Origin of the sequence: Acinetobacter sp. CS-2 (assembly GCF_016599715.1) — a bacterium.
GTDB lineage: Bacteria > Pseudomonadota > Gammaproteobacteria > Pseudomonadales > Moraxellaceae > Acinetobacter.
The window spans coordinates 676,869-694,704 of the sequence record NZ_CP067019.1; the positions used below are offsets into that span (position 1 = coordinate 676,869).

A 17,836-nucleotide genomic window follows, 5' to 3' on the forward strand; every position below is an offset into this window, starting at 1 on the left:
CTAACCCTCTCCTAATAGGAGAGGGAATTGTTTCCTTCTCCCTTTGGGATGGGGAATATATTCCGCAAGGGAATGAGGGGGTTATAAAAACTATTTCAATCCCGCCTCATGCTTTACTTCTTTGGCATTGGCATACTGATCAATATCTTCCTCATTTAAAGGCTGAACAGCTGTAGGGCGATCAACAAAGCCCATTTTCGGTACTGGAATTTCAATCTGATTGGCGACAAAACCGTTGCGGATACGTTCCTGCATTTCATCACGCACTTTTAAAAAGTTTTCACGGTTACACCAGATGGCAAATAACAGTTCAATGGAAGACTCACGGAAGGCTGTAACCGTAACCGCCGGTTTAGGGTCAGCCAGAACCAGTGGATATTTATTGGCTACATCCAGCAGTACTTCCCGAACTTTAATGATGTCCTCATGAAAGTTAATGGCTAAAGTGATTGGAATCCGCCGAATCGGGAATTTGGACAGGTTATAGACGGGAGCACGAATCAGCTGTTCGTTCGGTACGCGCACATAGACATTGTCCTGAGTCAGCAGTTTTACCGAAAGCAGGTCAATTGAAATCACTTCACCTTCAATGGTGTGACCACGAATCAGGGTCATTTGTACCGTATCCCCAATTTCAAAAGAACCTTCCCCAATCAGGAATAAACCGCTGATCAGGTTGGAAGCAGAGGTTTGTGAAGCAAAACCCAGCGCCACAGTTAAAATGCCGGCCGCACCTAAAAACACGCTCAGTTTAAAACCGGCTTCTTTTAGGCTGGCCATCACAAAAATCAGGAAGATAAAATAAAAAATACCACGGCGCCAAACCAGACTTTGGTGGGCATTAAAGCGTGAGCCAACAGTGCGGATAAAGGTATTGGAGACAAAACGTGCAATTAAAAAACCAATAAGACATAGTACGACGGCAACGATAATTTCAGTCAGGCGTTCTGTGTTGATATTGGTAAAAATACTTTTGAGGCTGCTGGTAATTTCTTTTGGGATATTCGAATCTGCCATATTGCCGCCCTAGAAAAATGAATCAAACATGTTGAACAAAGCACTTGCCTGTTCACGTGGTGGATGGACATACATCACTTCACCCGCATGAGGAGGGGTACGGTTTTCAATTCGAATTCGTGGTGGTTTATCCAACCCTTCATGCAAAACTTTAATCTGTGACGTCCATAAGCGACCGGTGCTTTCACTGTAGAATAGGGGAAGTGCAGAAACCGGCACGTTCATCCGGTCAAAGCGTAATTGCTGATGACTGGTATTATGAAATTCAATCGGAGTCACCGCGCGAAAAGCACGTGGCTTGAGCTGATGCAGTTCAGTACGGCCATCAACCGCGGTGGCATAACAAATTTCACCGATACGATGATTGGGTCCGAACCAGGTATCTTTGGGCAGAATCACCGGAATATCAAACAGCGGGTCTTTTTGGCTTTCGACAAAGCCTGCAATCCATAAAGGGGTGCTGATATACAGCGTACCGCGCTGTCCTGCCGGAATATAAATCGGATCGACCGGTTTAATCACCACGGAACGATCGGCCAGGCGCGGCATCAGCTGTAATTTATTGTGAGTGGACTTGAACATATAACGTTCAACTTTCAGCGGTTGCGGAAAAGCAAAATTCGGATCTTCAATCGCATGCCACTTTTGTTCATAGTCGTACTGCACCTGTGGACGATGATATTCCATGCGCCATTCTTGCAGACCACGAGTCAGACGAAATAACAGTGAACCAAACTGCCAGGCCTTAGGCTGATTCAATTCAAAGCTTTGTTCGCCCCACCATTTGATTAAATTGGGCTGCTCTGCATCTATCAGTTCATCGTTTTTAGACAACGGCATATTTCCTTTATAGCTTAATCATTAAAAACAGACTTCACGCTGTCTTATGCTTAGAGTACACTCAAATCAATTTATTCATCATTATAAACTTTGATGCAAGTACTTAAACAATTACAAATACCATATAGTTTTGCCAAGCGTCATGGCGTATTGCTGCGCTACGAGGGCAATCAGGCTTTTATTGTACGCCGTGAAAATACGCCCTTGCTGGCGATACAGGAAGCACGTCGCTATTTGGGGCATCCGGCACAGCACCAGTTGTGTTCTGAGCAGGAATTTCATCAGTTACTCAGTTCCAGTTTTGCTGGTGATACCGGAGAATCGCAACAGGTAGCAGCTGGTCTGGAAGATCATCCCGATTTACTCAGTTTGGCAGATTCGGTGCCAGAAGCTGAAGATTTAATGGATCAGGAAGATGATGCACCGATTGTCCGGCTGATCAATGCCTTGCTGTCTGAAGCCATCCGCGTGGGGGCTTCCGATATTCATATTGAATCCTTTGAGAAAAAACTGTCGGTACGTTTACGTGTCGATGGACAGTTGCGCGAAATTGTACAACCGCGTCGTGAACTGGCACCATTGTTGGTGTCACGTATTAAAGTCATGGCCAAACTGGATATTGCCGAAAAGCGGATTCCGCAAGATGGCCGTATTTCGTTACGTCTTGCTGGACGAGAAGTGGATGTGCGGGTTTCGACGCTGCCTTCATCACATGGTGAGCGTGTGGTCATGCGTTTACTGGACAAGCAGGCCGGACGTCTGAATATGACCCATCTGGGCCTGATGCAACCGGATTATGAATGCTTAACCCATCTGGTGCATCGTCCACACGGCATTATTCTGGTGACTGGACCAACCGGTTCGGGTAAAACCACCACCTTATATGCAGCCTTGTCTGACCTGAATGATGGCTCAAAAAATATTCTGACGGCTGAAGATCCAATTGAATATCAACTGGAAGGTATCGGACAAACTCAGGTCAACAGTAAAGTAGACATGACCTTTGCCCGTGCTTTAAAAGCCATGCTGCGTCAGGACCCGGATGTGGTGATGGTCGGGGAAATCCGTGATCTGGAAACGGCTGAAATTGCCGTTCAGGCATCTCTTACCGGTCACTTGGTTTTATCTACACTACATACCAATACGGCAATTGGTGCAGTCACCCGTTTAAAAGATATGGGCATTGAACCATTCTTGCTGGCCAGCTCCCTGATTGGAGTGATTGCCCAGCGTTTGGTTCGAACCTTATGTCCACGCTGTGCCACATGGCATGACGCTGATGCGTTTGAAACCGAAATTTTCAAACATTTACAAACAGATGCTGTATTTAAATTACCGAAACCGAAAGGTTGTGATCACTGTTCGCATAGCGGTTTTATGGGGCGTACCGCCATTTATGAAATTGTCCCTGTGGATGAACCCATGCGCCGTTTGATTCATGGCAATGCTGCGGAATATGAGCTGGAAAGCTATGCGCGTAAACAGTCTGGTTCAATCCGCGATGATGGTTTACGTAAAGTACTGGCAGGAAAAACCACTTTGGAGGAAGTACTGCGTGTGACCAATGAAGCTGCCGAATAAGTGGGATCATGACTGATCATCTGTACTTGTAAATAAAAAAACATAGCTTTAAAGCTTTGCGGCACTGTACTTAAAAGTAAAAAGGTTGATCGTATTTGTTGATCAACCTTTTTTATGGGTATTAAAAATCTAAGTTTAGAATTGCAGCAAACGACGGTGCTGCATCAAAGGCATTGACTCACGGATTTTGGTTTGTTCGGCTAAATCAAACGGTACGGTAATTAGTTGAGCGCCTTCATTTTCTACCATTGCCAACAACTGCCCGCGTGAATTGGCAGCGCCTGCATGCCCCCAAGTTTGGCGTTTTTCACCATGCCAGCCTTGTTGAGCTGCACCTAAAATCTGGCATTGGCTGTCCATCGCACGGGCTTGTAGTAGTAATTGCCAGTGCATTTGGCCGGTAGTGTAGGTAAAGGCGGATGGTGCGGTAAGTATGTTTGCACCTTGACTGCGTAAGGTTAAAGCCAGTTCTGGAAAACGCAAGTCATAACACACCATTAAGCCAATATTACCAAACGGAGTTTTGGCAATCACTACATCAGTACCCGGTTCAAAGAATCGAGATTCCTGATAGCCACCCACAACATCACCCACTTGTACATCAAACAGGTGAATCTTGTCATAACGTGCTTCAGTACCTTCAGGACTAATACATAAACTGACGGTACGTACACGGCCATCACTCATGATGGAACCATCTGGGCGGAATGGGCAGGGAAGTGTTCCTGCTACAATCCAGATTTGATATTGATGTGCCAGTTGTTCCAGACGTTTCTGAAGGCTTTCAAACTGTGCTGCGGTCTCGCGTTGTTTTCCACCTGCAAAACAGATGAAGTTTTCAGGGAAAACAATCAGCTCTGCACCATCGGCTTTACTTTGTTGTATCAATGACTCGATTACGATGAAATTGGCTTCAATATCATCCTGGGAATTCATTTGTACAACAGAGAGTAAAGTCATGGTGTAAGCTCTAAATCATCATTTTTATACGTTTTGCTGCGACACTTGTTCTAAGGTGTCTTGTTCTTTTTGTAATTGTTTCACCAAAGGTTCAAACATGTTTTGGTTACTTTCATTTAACTTCATCAATGTTTTATGCGCATCTAGAACAGTGGTTAACATGGCGTTATGGGTAATGTGCTCTTCGATTAGCTCGCGAGTACATACTTTCGGATCACCACAGTAATTTAAAATCACGAATACCTGTCCCAAGCCCATGCTATTGGCCAAGGTAGTAATATCCGGATTGGTGGATAACATGACTGCCTGAATTTGATGGACCTGTTTCAGCTTTAAACCCAGCTTGGCCAGTACACCTAAAACAGTGCTGTCAATAAATGTGGTTTGGGTTAAATCTACGATTGCCCCAACGACATTTGATTGCTGTTCAATTTTACTAAGAAGTTTGTCTAGACTAATACAAGATTGAGCACGCACTTCGCCAATAAGCTTAAAAATATGCGTTCCATTCAAGCTTGCATATTCAACATGACCTGTTGACATATAAATGCCATTTGCAGAGAAGGATATTAAAATTATCACATAGGGCCACTATAGACTCAAGTAGCCTAGAGTCGTATATCGCTTAGTTGAAAGTTAACATATTGATTATACGATTAATTCATTCGGCGTAAACTTAAGATGGCGATGTCGTCTGCCACATGTTCAGGGGCCTGAAAGGATTGATTCTGCAAATGAAAGACTAATTTTTCAAATTGTTCATTCAGTCCGCCATCAAACGGTTCCAGTGCACCATCTGAACAAATAATAAACCGGGCATGTCGATTTAGCACACATTCAAATTCTTCCACTTCCAGGTCTTCAGTCAGTCCCAAAGGGAAACTGCTGGTGTTTAAAATTTTAGGCGGCTGATTGGGTTCAAAGATAATGGCAGGAGGATAATGTCCGGCACTGGACCAGCGTAATTGATGGGTTTCTAAATTAAGAACGCCTGCAATCATGGTAATGTGCTTTTCGATATTTTCCTGAACCAGCATGCCATTCAGCTTTTTAATCAATTCACGGGGTGTTTTGGATCGGCCATGAAAAGCCGCCATCCAGGATGTCAGTAGACTGCTGGTGACACCATGTCCGGAAACATCGGCCAGATAAAACATGATTTCTTTATCGCTGATTTTCCAGTAATCGTACCAGTCACCAGACAAATAGGCAGAAGGTTGAAACAGAGTTTCAACCTTATAGTTGATTAATTCTAGAGGGTTGGGCAGTAAACGTTTTTGTAATTCTGCTGCTGAAGGCAGGTCACGACTATCCTGATTACGCTTGTATTGGGCATCAATTTTTAATAAGGAAGCTTCCGGATCACGTGGCAGCTTGTTCCAGATCCAGCCGGCTAAAGCACCCAATTCCCATGCCTGAGCCAATGCCATCCCTTCATTTTCAAAAGCCAGGACGATGGTCGGGAGTGACCATTGGTGAGTCAGATAGTCTTGTACATCAGCAATCGCTAAAATGGTCGGATCATATAAATTAATATCATCTATGTGAATCATTTGCACACCGGGAAGTGCACTGAGTACCTGATCTAAATAAGGAATATTGCGAGTCGGTTGAATGAAATACATAAAGAAATTGTATGACCCTTAAATTGATATCATCTAGAGTTGTACTATAACAATCTAATGATCAGCAAAGGAAGATGCTGTGCTGATCATATTGCTATTAAATAGATACGACTTATTTGGTTGTAGTGTCTACGTCATCTTCTTGGATTTCATCATTGGATGAATCAGGATTACTTTGTTGATCTTGATCTTGATCTTCATTGCTGTCCTGATCATCTTCAATGAACATGGTTTCAGGTTCTAGACCTCTCTTTTCAGCAATGGAAAAACTTTTACGCTGTAAATAAATATCACGGATTGCCGCATATTTATCACCTTGTAAAACATCTTCAATGTCTAAAAGCTGGGAGCGGGCATCAATACCGCCTAACATTTGCTCACTCCAGTACACTCCATCACGATCTTCTAAAATATACTTTTGGGGACGGGCTTGACCATCGACAATCAGACCTAAAGTATCACGGAAAGTGCTAGGGCCAAACACAGGCAGGACTAGATAAGGACCAGAAGAAATACCGTAATAACCTAGCGTAGTGCCAAAATTTTCTTCTTCGACATATAAGCCGATACGACGAGCAGGGTCGGCAAAGCCTAGGGTGGTTAGAGTGTTAACGGTAAAGCGACCTAAAGATTCCGCAGCACGAAGTGGACGGCCTTGAATTAACTGGTTTACTGCATTCCATGGTTCCCCTAAATTTTTACGAAACTGGCGATAAGAGCCACGTACTTCATTAGGAACTTTTTCCTTATATTGAATCGCAAGAGGGCGGGCAACCTTGCGATCTAATACCTCATTAAAAGCAAATATCTGTCTATTTAAGGGTTGTAATGGATCTTTCTGGTTTTCAGGTTGAGTTGCACTTGCATCCACTTTCAAATCTTTGGCTTTAATGTTTTTTAATTCTTTCAATACTTCAAGTCTGGAGTTGGTATGTTGAGCAGATTGAGTTTGTGCTGTAGCAGATTCTAGCTCTGAAGTATTCTGTGCTTCAGAAGGAGCAACTAAATCCTGCGCAAATACAGGAGAAATTAACCCTAAAGATAAAAAGCTAGCCCAAATATAATGAAAGTGACGCATAAAAAATCCTAGAGCTCTATTAAGTAAGCTGGTACTTAAAGTAAGTAAGCTGGTACTTAAAGCAAAATACGTAATTGAATATATTAACAGGTCTTTGAACAGGCGTATTAAAACAAATTTGATCAAAATATGTAGGAAAAAATACTAAAATGGCTAAAAAATGTCCTTATGGCGTGAAAAGTTAAAAAAAGGAGTTGCATTGGATAAGGGATGGTGTAGAATGCACATCCATCGGCGGTGATGAAGATTAAAACTTCTGATAAAACAGTAACTTAGTTAAAATTGATTGAGTTGGGTTTTAGAAAGAAAGTTTAAAATAATTTGAATTACTAATTGACACTGAGAATATCTAGTGTAATATACCCGACCTAGCTTGCTGGTGACGAACCAGTAAGAAGATCATTAAGAGATTATGAAGAACAACTTGTGTGGATTTTTACTGGTTGATTGATCGAAATTATTTTCATTGATTGATGGTAGAAATTACTCGAAGTTTATTTGAGAAATATTTGTCAGAAAATTGATGAGCCAGATTTGGTGTTTTGAATAAAGCACTATTGATTTTAAACTGAAGAGTTTGATCATGGCTCAGATTGAACGCTGGCGGCAGGCTTAACACATGCAAGTCGAGCGGAGTATTGGTGCTTGCACCAATACTTAGCGGCGGACGGGTGAGTAATGCTTAGGAATCTGCCTATTAGTGGGGGACAACATCTCGAAAGGGATGCTAATACCGCATACGCCCTACGGGGGAAAGCAGGGGATCTTCGGACCTTGCGCTAATAGATGAGCCTAAGTCGGATTAGCTAGTTGGTGGGGTAAAGGCCTACCAAGGCGACGATCTGTAGCGGGTCTGAGAGGATGATCCGCCACACTGGGACTGAGACACGGCCCAGACTCCTACGGGAGGCAGCAGTGGGGAATATTGGACAATGGGGGGAACCCTGATCCAGCCATGCCGCGTGTGTGAAGAAGGCCTTTTGGTTGTAAAGCACTTTAAGCGAGGAGGAGGCTACTCTAGTTAATACCTAGGGATAGTGGACGTTACTCGCAGAATAAGCACCGGCTAACTCTGTGCCAGCAGCCGCGGTAATACAGAGGGTGCGAGCGTTAATCGGATTTACTGGGCGTAAAGCGTGCGTAGGCGGCTTTTTAAGTCGGATGTGAAATCCCTGAGCTTAACTTAGGAATTGCATTCGATACTGGGAAGCTAGAGTATGGGAGAGGATGGTAGAATTCCAGGTGTAGCGGTGAAATGCGTAGAGATCTGGAGGAATACCGATGGCGAAGGCAGCCATCTGGCCTAATACTGACGCTGAGGTACGAAAGCATGGGGAGCAAACAGGATTAGATACCCTGGTAGTCCATGCCGTAAACGATGTCTACTAGCCGTTGGGGCCTTTGAGGCTTTAGTGGCGCAGCTAACGCGATAAGTAGACCGCCTGGGGAGTACGGTCGCAAGACTAAAACTCAAATGAATTGACGGGGGCCCGCACAAGCGGTGGAGCATGTGGTTTAATTCGATGCAACGCGAAGAACCTTACCTGGTCTTGACATAGTAAGAACTTTCCAGAGATGGATTGGTGCCTTCGGGAACTTACATACAGGTGCTGCATGGCTGTCGTCAGCTCGTGTCGTGAGATGTTGGGTTAAGTCCCGCAACGAGCGCAACCCTTTTCCTTATTTGCCAGCGGGTTAAGCCGGGAACTTTAAGGATACTGCCAGTGACAAACTGGAGGAAGGCGGGGACGACGTCAAGTCATCATGGCCCTTACGACCAGGGCTACACACGTGCTACAATGGTCGGTACAAAGGGTTGCTACCTAGCGATAGGATGCTAATCTCAAAAAGCCGATCGTAGTCCGGATTGGAGTCTGCAACTCGACTCCATGAAGTCGGAATCGCTAGTAATCGCGGATCAGAATGCCGCGGTGAATACGTTCCCGGGCCTTGTACACACCGCCCGTCACACCATGGGAGTTTGTTGCACCAGAAGTAGGTAGTCTAACCGTAAGGAGGACGCTTACCACGGTGTGGCCGATGACTGGGGTGAAGTCGTAACAAGGTAGCCGTAGGGGAACCTGCGGCTGGATCACCTCCTTAACGAAAGATTGACGATCGGTAAGAATCCACAACAAGTTGTTCTTCATGACGATGTATCTGAGGGTCTGTAGCTCAGTTGGTTAGAGCACACGCTTGATAAGCGTGGGGTCACAAGTTCAAGTCTTGTCAGACCCACCACTACTGACGAAGTACGGAAAATCAGAAACATTGACTTATTGATAAGCTGGGGACTTAGCTTAGTTGGTAGAGCGCCTGCTTTGCACGCAGGAGGTCAGGAGTTCGACTCTCCTAGTCTCCACCATGTATCTTCGGATGCATAATAAGCAAACGGTTAGATAGCTTATAGAGCTTAGTAAGAAAGCGGCGTATAATGCGCGGCATTGTTATTAACCTCTGTGATTTATCACAGTTTCTCGATCTGACGAAGACGAGAAAAATCATTAACAGAATATATTTGAGTTGAAATAAATTGTTCATACTCGTTTTAAACAACCTAGCAAGTAATTGTGAAAGTTGGATGAAATAAGTTACTAGCGATTAAACTGAATCAAGCGTTTTGGTATATGAATCTAATTGAAGCTGTACAGTGCTTAAGTGCACAAACGCCAACTGTAAGAAAGTGATGAGAAATCATCATAATCTGTTGCTTATCCTACTTGTAGGGATAAACGACTGTTTGGGGTTGTATAGTCAAGTAATTAAGTGCATGTGGTGGATGCCTTGGCAGTCAGAGGCGATGAAAGACGTAATAGCCTGCGATAAGCTCCGGGGAGGCGGCAAATATCCTGTGATCCGGAGATTTCTGAATGGGGAAACCCACTTACCATAAGGTAGGTATCGCAACATGAATACATAGTGTTGCGAGGCGAACGAGGGGAAGTGAAACATCTCAGTACCCTTAGGAAAAGAAATCAATTGAGATTCCCTCAGTAGCGGCGAGCGAACGGGGAAAAGCCCATTAAGTCATATAAGCTTTAGTGGAATGCTCTGGGAAGTGCAACCATAGTAGGTGATAGTCCTGTACACGAAAGGGCTTATATGATGATGTCGAGTAGGGCGAGGCACGTGAAACCTTGTCTGAATATGGGGGGACCATCCTCCAAGGCTAAATACTCCTGACTGACCGATAGTGAACCAGTACCGTGAGGGAAAGGCGAAAAGAACCCCTGTGAGGGGAGTGAAATAGATCCTGAAACCGCATGCATACAAGCAGTGGGAGCCGACTTGTTCGGTGACTGCGTACCTTTTGTATAATGGGTCAGCGACTTATATTCAGTAGCGAGGTTAACCGAATAGGGGAGCCGTAGAGAAATCGAGTCTTAATAGGGCGTTTAGTTGCTGGGTATAGACCCGAAACCGGGTGATCTATCCATGAGCAGGTTGAAGGTTAGGTAACACTGACTGGAGGACCGAACCCACTGTCGTTGAAAAGCCAGGGGATGACTTGTGGATAGGGGTGAAAGGCTAATCAAACTCGGTGATAGCTGGTTCTCCCCGAAAGCTATTTAGGTAGCGCCTCGGACGAATACCATTGGGGGTAGAGCACTGTTTCGGCTAGGGGGTCATCCCGACTTACCAAACCGATGCAAACTCCGAATACCAATGAGTACTATCCGGGAGACAGACTGCGGGTGCTAACGTCCGTAGTCAAGAGGAAAACAATCCAGACCGCCAGCTAAGGCCCCAAAATCATAGTTAAGTGGGAAACGATGTGGGAAGGCATAGACAGCTAGGAGGTTGGCTTAGAAGCAGCCACCCTTTAAAGAAAGCGTAATAGCTCACTAGTCGAGTCGGCCTGCGCGGAAGATGTAACGGGGCTAAAACTATGTGCCGAAGCTGCGGATGTATACTTTGTATACGTGGTAGGGGAGCGTTCTGTAAGCCGATGAAGGTGGATTGAGAAGTCTGCTGGAGGTATCAGAAGTGCGAATGCTGACGTGAGTAACGACAAAGCGGGTGAAAAACCCGCTCGCTGAAAGACCAAGGGTTCCAGTCCAACGTTAATCGGGGCTGGGTGAGTCGACCCCTAAGGCGAGGCCGAAAGGCGTAGTCGATGGGAAATTGGTTAATATTCCAATACTTCAGTGTAATGCGATGAGAGGACGGAGAAGGTTAAGTCAGCCTGGCGTTGGTTGTCCAGGTGGAAGGAAGTAGGCATGCATCTTAGGCAAATCCGGGGTGCTCTATGCTGAGATCTGATAGCAAGCTGTACTTGTACAGTGAAGTGGCTGATACCATACTTCCAGGAAAAGTCTCTAAGCTTCAGTTACACTGGAATCGTACCCGAAACCGACACAGGTGGTCAGGTCGAGTAGACCAAAGCGCTTGAGAGAACTCTGCTGAAGGAACTAGGCAAAATGGTACCGTAACTTCGGGAGAAGGTACGCTGCTTTTGGTGATGGAACTTGCTTCCTGAGCTGAGAGCAGCCACAGAAACCAGGCCCCTGCAACTGTTTATTAAAAACATAGCACTCTGCAAACACGAAAGTGGACGTATAGGGTGTGATGCCTGCCCGGTGCTGGAAGGTTAATTGATGGGGTTAGCGTAAGCGAAGCTCTTGATCGAAGCCCCAGTAAACGGCGGCCGTAACTATAACGGTCCTAAGGTAGCGAAATTCCTTGTCGGGTAAGTTCCGACCTGCACGAATGGCATAATGATGGGGGCGCTGTCTCCAGCAGAGGCTCAGTGAAATCGAAATCGCCGTGAAGATGCGGTGTACCCGCGGCTAGACGGAAAGACCCCGTGAACCTTTACTGCAGCTTGACATTGAACTTTGATCTTACTTGTGTAGGATAGGTGGGAGGCTTTGAAGCTGGGACGCTAGTCCTAGTGGAGCCAATCTTGAAATACCACCCTGGTAATATTGAGGTTCTAACTCTGTCCCGTTATCCGGGACGAGGACCATGTCTGGTGGGTAGTTTGACTGGGGCGGTCTCCTCCTAAAGAGTAACGGAGGAGTACGAAGGTGCGCTCAGCGTGGTCGGAAATCACGCGTAGAGTATAAAGGCAAAAGCGCGCTTAACTGCGAGACCCACAAGTCGAGCAGGTACGAAAGTAGGTCTTAGTGATCCGGTGGTTCTGTATGGAAGGGCCATCGCTCAACGGATAAAAGGTACTCTGGGGATAACAGGCTGATACCGCCCAAGAGTTCATATCGACGGCGGTGTTTGGCACCTCGATGTCGGCTCATCTCATCCTGGGGCTGAAGCAGGTCCCAAGGGTATGGCTGTTCGCCATTTAAAGAGGTACGCGAGCTGGGTTTAGAACGTCGTGAGACAGTTCGGTCCCTATCTACCGTGGGCGTTGGAAATTTGAGAGGATCTGCTCCTAGTACGAGAGGACCAGAGTGGACGAACCTCTGGTGTACCGGTTGTGACGCCAGTCGCATCGCCGGGTAGCTATGTTCGGAAGGGATAACCGCTGAAAGCATCTAAGCGGGAAGCCTACCTCAAGATAAGATTTCCCCGAGACTTTATGTCTCCTAAAGAGCCGTTGAAGACTACGACGTTGATAGGTTGGATGTGGAAGCATAGTGATATGTGAAGCTGACCAATACTAATTGCTCGTGAGGCTTGACTATACAACACCCAAACAGTTGTTGTATAAAGCATCAATTGATTCGATATTAAGCAAAACAGCTTGATTTAGTGAACGCTAAAGAACAAAATATGACAGCTCAGATATACCTGTTAATGAATTCTATTTGACCAAGCATTGGCATCTAAATAAGACCAAACGCAAAGTCATAAACAGTTGTGCTGGCGACCATAGCAAGAGTGAACCACCTGATCCCTTCCCGAACTCAGAAGTGAAACCTCTTAGCGCTGATGGTAGTGTGGGATTACCCATGTGAGAGTAAGTCATCGCCAGCTCATTATTCCTAAAAAGCCCCTGCCAAGTGCAGGGGCTTTTTTTATGCGGGGAAAGATAAGTAATAAAAAAACCAGCATTTGCTGGTTTTAAGATTGGAATTTTTGCAAATTTTAAGCAAAAATATTACATGCTGCAGAGGTCAGTACCCAGAGAATTGCGATTGCAACGACAGGCTCAACAATCTTTGCCCAGGTTGGGGGGCTTACAACAGTAACTTCTTCAACATCATGCTGCTGGATATTCTGGTGAACCATTTGACTAAACTCCTTCATTGTTGAGTCTAATGATATCTCTTCTTGCTCAATTGGTTTAGAGCCTTTTAATTCTGTTAGATCATTTGTTGACCAAACCCAATCAGAAGCCTGCCCAGATAAGTGTTCAATCTGTCCTAAGATCAGTTCACGTAAACCTCTGATATTCAGGTTTCCAATATCATTAAGCTGTTTTAATTCTGTCAGTTGTAATTTTAATATTTCAGTTACTGTTGATTCTAATTCATTTTTAGGCAGGGTAGACCGATTTTTTGAAGATGTTGTAAGGTGTCGCGCAACCTCTTGAATAAAAAGATCATCGGGTGAAGAAATCTCCTGATAAACTTTTTTATCGTCAGTTCGCCAAAGTGAAATGAGTTTACCTAATACCAGTGCATTAATTTCTAACAGATATGTTTTTCGATCTTCTCTAGAATAGTGTTCGAGAAGCTGAAGCTTTTGATTGTTAATCTGCTCAGCAAAATATTGTACTAAATCAAAAGCCATTCACTTGCTCCATATTATTTTAATCTAATAACCGTAGGCTTGGTTTTTTCTTAGGTTGTTCAGTTTCTTCTGATGTTGTGGTTGATTTTAAAGTATCTTCAGTAATTTGGATACCTTCATATTCATTTGGATCAAAGAACAAACCTTGTCCATTCTCGCGTGCATAAATCCCCAATACTGCATTTAAGGGTACATAGATGTCACGTGAAACGCCACCAAAACGCGCAGAGAAGGTGATTGCATCATTGCTCATATGTAGTTTATGCACTGCATGAGGAACGATATTTAAAACAATTTGACCATCTTGAATAAACTGTTCTGGCACCATGGTATTAGGCTGGGTGGCATCAACCAATAAATATGGAGTCAGGTTGTTGTCACAAATCCATTCATAAATAGCGCGTGCTAAATAAGGTCGGGTAGGCGTGAGATTCAATTCTTGTTCAGACATGGTTGTACTCGATTAATTTGCTAAAAATTCGCTGTAGCGGTTTTTTTCCTGCATGGTTAAAGATTTGATGAATGCAGGTCGACTAAAAATTCGTTGACAATATAAGTGAATAGGACGGCAATGCTGTTTAGGCAATTCGATACCCATCGCCTTTAACCGTATAAAAATAGGTGCTAGCATACAATCTAAAATTGTAAAATTTTCAGACATAAAATAGGGGAAATGCTGAAAAAGAGGTGTAAGAGAAATCAGGGTATCTCTAAGTTGCTTTTGAGCTTTCTCTTTAGCTTTCTGATTCAGGGTATCTGAATGACATAGCATAATATCTGCCAGCCTTAACCAGTCTTGCTCAAAACGCCAGATATATTGACGTTGCTCTGCTCGTGGCATTGGTGCATCGGCATAGAGTTTGTTCTGACGGTAGCGATCGTCTAGATATTCAGAAATAATGCTGGAATTAAATAATTTTAAATCATTTTCGATCAGCATGGGGAGCTGATTATAGGGATTGAGACTGGCCAGATCCTCATCGTCTTCATCTACAATAATTAGATTATATTTGATTTGCTTCTCTGCAAGTACATAGCGTATCCAGTGGGAGCGAAAATCATCCGCATGACTGTAAAGCGTAATTCCTTGTAGATGTGCATTTTCGATTGACATAATCCGAAACAGTGATAAATGAATGGAATAGGATACTAAAATTCAAGCTAAAAAGCACGAAGCATAAAAGCACAATTGGGGTTAAGATAAAAAGATGATAAGAAAAAATAACTGGAGGAAAACAAGATGCTGATTAAACTGGCGATAATCTTACTGTTTATTTTGATTGGTCTTGCGAATTATTATCTCACCAAATCTTTCTGGTGTCATGAAGGCGTGTGGGGTAAGGATGTGCATGAACAGTAAGATGAAATATTTATCCAGATTAAAATTTAAGTCCCATAAAAAAACCCTGGATAATCCAGGGTTTTTTGTCCAATTCGGTAAACGAATTAACGTTTAGAGAATTGAGGACGTTTACGAGCTTTACGTAAACCAAGTTTCTTACGTTCAACTTCACGAGCATCACGAGTAACGAAACCAGCTTGACGAAGAGCAGGTTTTAAAGTTTCGTCAGCAGCGATCAATGCACGAGTAATACCGTGACGGATAGCGCCAGCTTGACCACCAATACCACCACCAGCAACAGTGATGTAAAGGTCATATTTTTCAGTAGCTTCTAGAAGCTCTAAAGGTTGACGAACAACCATACGAGCAGTTTCACGACCGAAGTACTGTTCAAGAGTACGGTTGTTGATTACGAGTTTACCAGTACCAGCTGATAGGAAAACACGTGCAGTTGCGGTCTTACGGCGACCTGTACCATAGTTAGTAGCCATGTGCTGTATCCCTTAGATGTCCAAAACTTGTGGCTGTTGAGCAGTATGTGGATGCTCAGTACCAGCGTACACTTTCATTTTTTTGATCATTGCATAACCAAGAGGACCTTTTGGCAACATGCCTTTTACAGCGCGTTGGAAAATTTCTTCTGGTTTGTGAGCAACTAATTTCTCGAAATTAGTTTCACGAATACCACCAGGGAAACCAGTATGGCGATAATATTTTTTATCAAGTGATTTTTTACCAGTCACTTGAACTTGTTCAGCATTGATCACAACGATGTAATCGCCAGTGTCAACGTGAGGAGTATAAGAAGTTTTATGCTTACCGCGTAAACGACGAGCGATTTCAGTCGCAAGACGACCTAAAGTTTTGCCAGAAGCATCAACAACGTACCAGTCGTGTTGAACTTCAGCTGGCTTAGCGCTGAGAGTTTTCATTAAACCACTACCTATTATAGTTGGTTTGGACGGTGGAATCTGTCCAAACAAAAGGAGACAGAATTCTACCTGAAAGTCAGTAGAACCACAATGAAAATATAAAATTTCAAGCGCTATATTTTAAAAGAACAAGGATGAAAATGGAAGTGTTGGGAAATCTAAAACGGGTGATCGGTAAATGAGGATAAAAATATTGGCTTGTAGTTCTGCAACTGTGAATTTTGCATGTTCTGCTTAAAAGCAATAGATATGATTTTATCGACTTGAGTACTTGTGCCATTCAGTATTTGGGATAAGCGATGATGAAAATTTAAAATTTTGTTTTTATTGAAATATTAGATACCTTTCATAAATTAAAATATGTTCAATCTGATTTTTAAAATCAGCACGGCCTCAGCTTATGGATTTGATTTTGATGCCTTTGCGTAGGCAATATGTCTACTTTTGAAAGGTCAAAAGTAGACAAAAACCTTTTGTTCCCCATACACGACTTCCTTGTCGTGATGGGAAACGTGGTGGCATCCATGCCACACTCATGAATCGAATACCGGCTAAAAAAAATTAAATTTTTGTTTTCGTATTATGAACAACTTATAGTCATTAAAAACGATTTATGAAAGAAATCTATTAAAGTGAAAAATATCGATGTATTGCTAATTACGAGTTGTTTTGTTGATTAAAGTAGTTGATCTATATGTTGTTTTGCGCAGCTTCAGCTTTCTTGTTTAGCATTCGCGTTATAATGTTGAATATTGAACTTCTTGGATAAATTATGCTTCCTTTATATGTTACGAGTGGTGAACCTGCTGGTATTGGTCCAGATATTTGTTTAAGTTTGGCGGATCGTGTTGATGAACGTCCGATTGTGGTACTAGCCGATATTCATTTATTAAAGCAACGTGCCGAATTATTAAAGAAAGAGATTGAACTAATTGAATATCAAGGACAATTAGAATCTGCAGCTCAAGGACAGCTTTATGTCGAACATGTGCCCTTAAATACAGAAGTGGTTTTGGGGCAACTGAATGCCCAAAACGCAGCATATGTGCTGGAACAATTACGTCGTTCTGCAGATTACGCCATGACAGGCAAAAGTGTCGGTGTAGCCACTGCGCCCGTACAGAAATCCATTATCAATGAAGCGGGTATCCATTTTAGTGGTCATACTGAGTATTATCAGGAATTTGCTGGTGTCGATCGGGTGGTGATGATGCTGGCCACCAAGACTTTAAGGGTGGCACTGGTGACTACGCATCTGGCTTTACGTGATGTGCCTGATGCGATTACGACTGAGCGCCTGCATCAGGTGATTGATATCTTAATCCACGATTTAAAAACCAAATTCAGGATTGATCATCCGCATATTCTGGTGTGTGGTTTAAATCCGCATGCTGGGGAGGATGGTTATTTGGGAATGGAAGAAATTGAGTTGATTAATCCTGTGCTGGAAACTTATCGTGCGCAAGGCATCAATATGAGTCTGAGTTTGCCAGCAGATACCTTATTTACCCCGGAAAATTTAAAAGATGCCGATGCTGTATTGGCGATGTATCACGATCAGGGCTTACCTGTGTTAAAATCTCAAGGATTTGGTGAAGCCATCAATATTACTTTGGGCTTGCCGTTTATCCGTACATCTGTCGATCATGGCACAGCACTCTCCCTTGCAGGTACAGGTCTTGCGAAAAGCTCGAGCTTACATGTGGCTGTGGATTTGGCGCTCGAACTTGCGCGTCAGTGATCTTGTCTTTATTACACGTTGGAA

The 17,836-nt window shown here is 43.6% G+C and carries 13 protein-coding genes, 2 tRNA genes and 3 rRNA genes; 7 read left to right on the forward strand and 11 right to left on the reverse strand.

The window, feature by feature from the left end:
• Positions 1-90 precede the first annotated feature (90 nt).
• Positions 91-1,017 carry a mechanosensitive ion channel family protein gene (locus tag JFY49_RS03095; RefSeq protein WP_200223721.1) on the reverse strand — a complete coding sequence of 309 codons (927 nt, stop codon included), beginning with the start codon at positions 1,015-1,017 and terminating at the stop codon, positions 91-93.
• A 9-nt stretch (positions 1,018-1,026) separates the two neighbouring features.
• Positions 1,027-1,857, reverse strand: a complete 831-nt coding sequence (locus JFY49_RS03100; RefSeq protein WP_086197453.1) for a hypothetical protein — start codon at positions 1,855-1,857, stop codon at positions 1,027-1,029.
• A gap of 93 nt (positions 1,858-1,950) precedes the next feature.
• On the opposite strand from JFY49_RS03100, the gene gspE reads away from it, so the two are divergent.
• A complete protein-coding gene (gspE, locus tag JFY49_RS03105) occupies positions 1,951-3,438 on the forward strand; it encodes a type II secretion system ATPase GspE (protein WP_200223729.1) in 1,488 nt (495 codons plus the stop codon).
• 135 nt (positions 3,439-3,573) lie between these two features.
• Here gspE and JFY49_RS03110 read toward each other — a convergent pair whose 3' ends face one another.
• From JFY49_RS03110 to JFY49_RS03125, 4 genes are all read right to left on the reverse strand, one after another.
• A complete protein-coding gene (locus tag JFY49_RS03110) occupies positions 3,574-4,398 on the reverse strand; it encodes a carbon-nitrogen hydrolase family protein (RefSeq protein ID WP_200223731.1) in 825 nt (274 codons plus the stop codon).
• A gap of 24 nt (positions 4,399-4,422) precedes the next feature.
• The gene (gigB, locus tag JFY49_RS03115) at positions 4,423-4,941 is read right to left on the reverse strand and encodes an anti-anti-sigma factor GigB (RefSeq protein WP_086197450.1); all 519 of its coding nucleotides are present in this window, start codon (positions 4,939-4,941) and stop codon (positions 4,423-4,425) included.
• A gap of 113 nt (positions 4,942-5,054) precedes the next feature.
• The gene (gene gigA / locus JFY49_RS03120; RefSeq protein WP_086197449.1) at positions 5,055-6,023 is read right to left on the reverse strand and encodes an RsbU family protein phosphatase GigA; all 969 of its coding nucleotides are present in this window, start codon (positions 6,021-6,023) and stop codon (positions 5,055-5,057) included.
• Positions 6,024-6,135: 112 nt separating this feature from the next.
• Positions 6,136-7,101 (reverse strand): VacJ family lipoprotein, encoded by a 966-nt coding sequence (locus tag JFY49_RS03125; RefSeq protein ID WP_200223732.1) that lies wholly within the window; start codon positions 7,099-7,101, stop codon positions 6,136-6,138.
• 565 nt (positions 7,102-7,666) lie between these two features.
• Between JFY49_RS03125 and JFY49_RS03130 the strand changes: the two genes are divergently transcribed.
• The 5 genes from JFY49_RS03130 to rrf all read left to right on the forward strand — a co-directional run bounded on the left by JFY49_RS03130 (position 7,667) and on the right by rrf (position 13,038).
• A 16S ribosomal RNA gene (locus JFY49_RS03130) occupies positions 7,667-9,204 on the forward strand.
• Positions 9,205-9,265: 61 nt separating this feature from the next.
• A tRNA-Ile gene (locus tag JFY49_RS03135) sits at positions 9,266-9,342 on the forward strand.
• A 48-nt stretch (positions 9,343-9,390) separates the two neighbouring features.
• Positions 9,391-9,466, forward strand: a tRNA-Ala gene (locus tag JFY49_RS03140).
• 387 nt (positions 9,467-9,853) lie between these two features.
• Positions 9,854-12,746, forward strand: a 23S ribosomal RNA gene (locus tag JFY49_RS03145).
• A 177-nt stretch (positions 12,747-12,923) separates the two neighbouring features.
• A 5S ribosomal RNA gene (gene rrf / locus JFY49_RS03150) occupies positions 12,924-13,038 on the forward strand.
• The 16S, 23S and 5S rRNA genes sit together here with 2 tRNA genes alongside, the layout of an rRNA operon.
• A gap of 111 nt (positions 13,039-13,149) precedes the next feature.
• Here rrf and JFY49_RS03155 read toward each other — a convergent pair.
• From JFY49_RS03155 to rplM, 5 genes are all read right to left on the reverse strand, one after another.
• Positions 13,150-13,797 (reverse strand): hypothetical protein, encoded by a 648-nt coding sequence (locus tag JFY49_RS03155; RefSeq protein WP_200223733.1) that lies wholly within the window; start codon positions 13,795-13,797, stop codon positions 13,150-13,152.
• Between the two features lie 19 nt (positions 13,798-13,816).
• A complete protein-coding gene (locus tag JFY49_RS03160) occupies positions 13,817-14,248 on the reverse strand; it encodes a ClpXP protease specificity-enhancing factor (protein WP_180176580.1) in 432 nt (143 codons plus the stop codon).
• Positions 14,249-14,260: 12 nt separating this feature from the next.
• On the reverse strand, positions 14,261-14,911 hold the full coding sequence (locus JFY49_RS03165) for a glutathione S-transferase N-terminal domain-containing protein (RefSeq protein ID WP_200223734.1): 651 nt from the start codon (positions 14,909-14,911) through the stop codon (positions 14,261-14,263).
• A 332-nt stretch (positions 14,912-15,243) separates the two neighbouring features.
• The gene (gene rpsI, locus JFY49_RS03170; protein ID WP_068974925.1) at positions 15,244-15,630 is read right to left on the reverse strand and encodes a 30S ribosomal protein S9; all 387 of its coding nucleotides are present in this window, start codon (positions 15,628-15,630) and stop codon (positions 15,244-15,246) included.
• Positions 15,631-15,642: 12 nt separating this feature from the next.
• On the reverse strand, positions 15,643-16,071 hold the full coding sequence (gene rplM, locus JFY49_RS03175; protein ID WP_004811299.1) for a 50S ribosomal protein L13: 429 nt from the start codon (positions 16,069-16,071) through the stop codon (positions 15,643-15,645).
• Between the two features lie 772 nt (positions 16,072-16,843).
• On the opposite strand from rplM, the gene pdxA reads away from it, so the two are divergent.
• Positions 16,844-17,812 (forward strand): 4-hydroxythreonine-4-phosphate dehydrogenase PdxA, encoded by a 969-nt coding sequence (gene pdxA / locus JFY49_RS03180; protein WP_200223735.1) that lies wholly within the window; start codon positions 16,844-16,846, stop codon positions 17,810-17,812.
• Positions 17,813-17,836: the final 24 nt, after the last annotated feature.